This is a genomic window from Microcystis sp. LEGE 08355 (genome assembly GCF_015207185.1).
Lineage (GTDB): Bacteria > Cyanobacteriota > Cyanobacteriia > Cyanobacteriales > Microcystaceae > Microcystis > Microcystis panniformis.
The window spans coordinates 1-2,227 of record NZ_JADEXI010000696.1; the positions used below are offsets into that span (position 1 = coordinate 1).

Consider the following 2,227-nt stretch of genomic DNA (forward strand, 5'->3'; position numbering starts at 1 on the left):
GCTTTATTGTAAACTAATCTTACACAGCCCAAGGTGCGCCGCAATAGCGACTCTTGTTCTGCTGTGGGGTAAAATCGGTAGCGATAGCTTTTCCATACCTCACATTTTAGCATATATTTCGTAAACGATGCTCATATTTAACAGTAAAGCCGTCGTAGAACGACGGGGTTTCAGACCCAAAATTTTCGATGATGGCTTGTTGTTGTTGGAGTTGCTCAGTCAGGCTCCTCACGAGGTTTTGTCAGCTATCTACTTCTTGGCGGAGGGCTTTCTCAATTTTCCTTTGGCTCTCTGTGGCAATCCTCCTATCTGTGTTAAACCAGATTTTCTCCCTCATAGCAACCCCTACACGACCTTGATTTTTGTTCGCGACAGCTTCCAGCAGTTATTGAGAGGTTACATCAGTGGGAAGTGGGAAGTAGGGAACACAGAGCAAAAAGCTGACGGCTGACAGCTGATAGCTCTTTATTGCTAACCAGACCGACGATGATCTATTCTGGATACTGGACTGACTCGCGAATCCCCACCGCCAAAAAAGAATAATGTACTGCGATTACCTGGTTCAAATCCTCACCGCACGGGTTTACGATGTCGCCCAAGAAACCCCCTTGGAATTTGCCCCCAATCTCTCCCAACGCTTGCACAATCAGCTTTTACTCAAGCGCGAGGATATGCAGTCGGTTTTCTCTTTTAAACTGCGCGGTGCCTACAACAAAATGGCGCATTTGTCAAGGGATTTGTTACAAAAAGGCGTAATTGCTGCCTCGGCGGGAAATCATGCTCAGGGAGTCGCTTTGGGAGCGCGGCAATTGGGAACCCAAGCGATTATCGTTATGCCTGTCACCACTCCGCAAGTCAAAATCGACGCGGTAAAAGCCCGGGGCGGGATTGTCGTCCTGCACGGTGACACCTACGATGATGCCTACACCTACGCACGGCAGTTAGAAGCGGAAAAAGGTTTAACTTTTATCCATCCCTTCGATGACCCGGAGGTAATCGCCGGCCAGGGTACGATCGGTATGGAGATTTTACGACAATATCAGCAACCGATCGAGGCCATTTTTGTCGCTATTGGTGGCGGCGGGCTAATATCAGGTATTGCAGCCTATGTCAAGCGTTTACGTCCAGAAATTAAAATTATCGGGGTGGAACCTGTGGACTCAGACGCGATGAATCAATCCCTAAAAGCCGGTTATCGGGTGCGTTTGTCCCAGGTGGGATTATTTGCCGATGGGGTGGCGGTGCGCGAGGTGGGAGAGGAGACTTTTCGTCTCTGTCAGCAGTATGTGGATGAGATTATCCTCGTGGATACGGACGATATTTGTGCGGCGATTAAGGATGTTTTTCAAGATACACGCTCGATTTTAGAACCTGCGGGGGCGTTGGCGGTAGCAGGAGCGAAAGCTTATGTAGAAAGAGAGGGAATTGAGGATAAAACGCTCGTTGCTGTGGCTTGTGGGGCGAATATGAACTTTGATCGTTTGCGGTTTGTGGCGGAAAGGGCAGAATTAGGGGAACGGCGCGAGGCGTTGTATGCTGTGACTATTCCCGAAGAGCCTGGCAGTTTACGGCGTTTTTGCGAATGTGTCGGCAAACGCAATTTAACCGAATTTAGTTATCGCATTGCCGATGAAAAAGAAGCACATATTTTTGTCGGCGCCCAGATCGAAAATCGCAGCGATGCCAAGAAATTAGCCGAGAGTTTTGAAGCTTGCGGCTTTAAAACCCTCGATATTAGCGATGACGAATTGACTAAATTGCATCTGCGCCACATGGTGGGAGGGCGATCGCATTTAGCCGATCATGAATTATTTTATCGCTTCGAGTTTCCCGAACGACCGGGGGCTTTAATGAAATTTGTCGCCTCCATGAGTCCCCACTGGAATATCAGCGTTTTCCATTATCGCAATAACGGGGCCGATTACGGGCGCATCGTCGTGGGCATACAAGTCCCCCCCGATGAAATGAATCAATGGCAAGCTTTTCTCGATACTCTCGGCTATCGCTATTGGGATGAAAGTCAAAATCCGGCCTATCAGTTATTTTTAGGTTAAAGTTGGCTGAATAAATCTAAAAACCTTGTTGGATAAGGGTTTTAGACTTTTTTCCCCGCAAAAAGTGCTGACCATTGGAGTGATCGGGGGTAAAATTCAGGCACTTTTTCCCTGAAAATTGGGTAACTGACTACCTCAAAATCGGTAAAACCCCACACCCTACACCCCACACC

At 48.1% G+C, this 2,227-nt stretch carries 3 protein-coding genes; 2 read left to right on the forward strand and 1 reads right to left on the reverse strand.

Going from position 1 to position 2,227, the window contains the following annotated elements; genetic code table 11:
• Positions 1–113 (reverse strand): helix-turn-helix domain-containing protein (locus IQ242_RS23030; RefSeq protein ID WP_193961550.1); only part of this gene is annotated, 113 nt, incomplete at its 3' end.
• Positions 114–127: 14 nt separating this feature from the next.
• Between IQ242_RS23030 and IQ242_RS23035 the strand changes: the two genes are divergently transcribed.
• Positions 128–451 (forward strand): hypothetical protein, encoded by a 324-nt coding sequence (locus IQ242_RS23035; protein WP_193961551.1) that lies wholly within the window; start codon positions 128–130, stop codon positions 449–451.
• Between the two features lie 91 nt (positions 452–542).
• Positions 543–2,054: a threonine ammonia-lyase, biosynthetic gene (gene ilvA / locus IQ242_RS23040; protein WP_193961552.1), complete on the forward strand. Its 1,512-nt coding sequence runs from the start codon at positions 543–545 to the stop codon at positions 2,052–2,054.
• Positions 2,055–2,227: the final 173 nt, after the last annotated feature.

Excerpts from the sequence above, each read along its gene's own strand:
- ilvA (WP_193961552.1), top strand. The coding sequence starts at position 543 with ATGTACTGCGATTACCTGGTTCAAATCCTCACCGCACGGGTTTACGAT.
- IQ242_RS23035 (WP_193961551.1), top strand. The coding sequence starts at position 128 with ATGCTCATATTTAACAGTAAAGCCGTCGTAGAACGACGGGGTTTCAGA.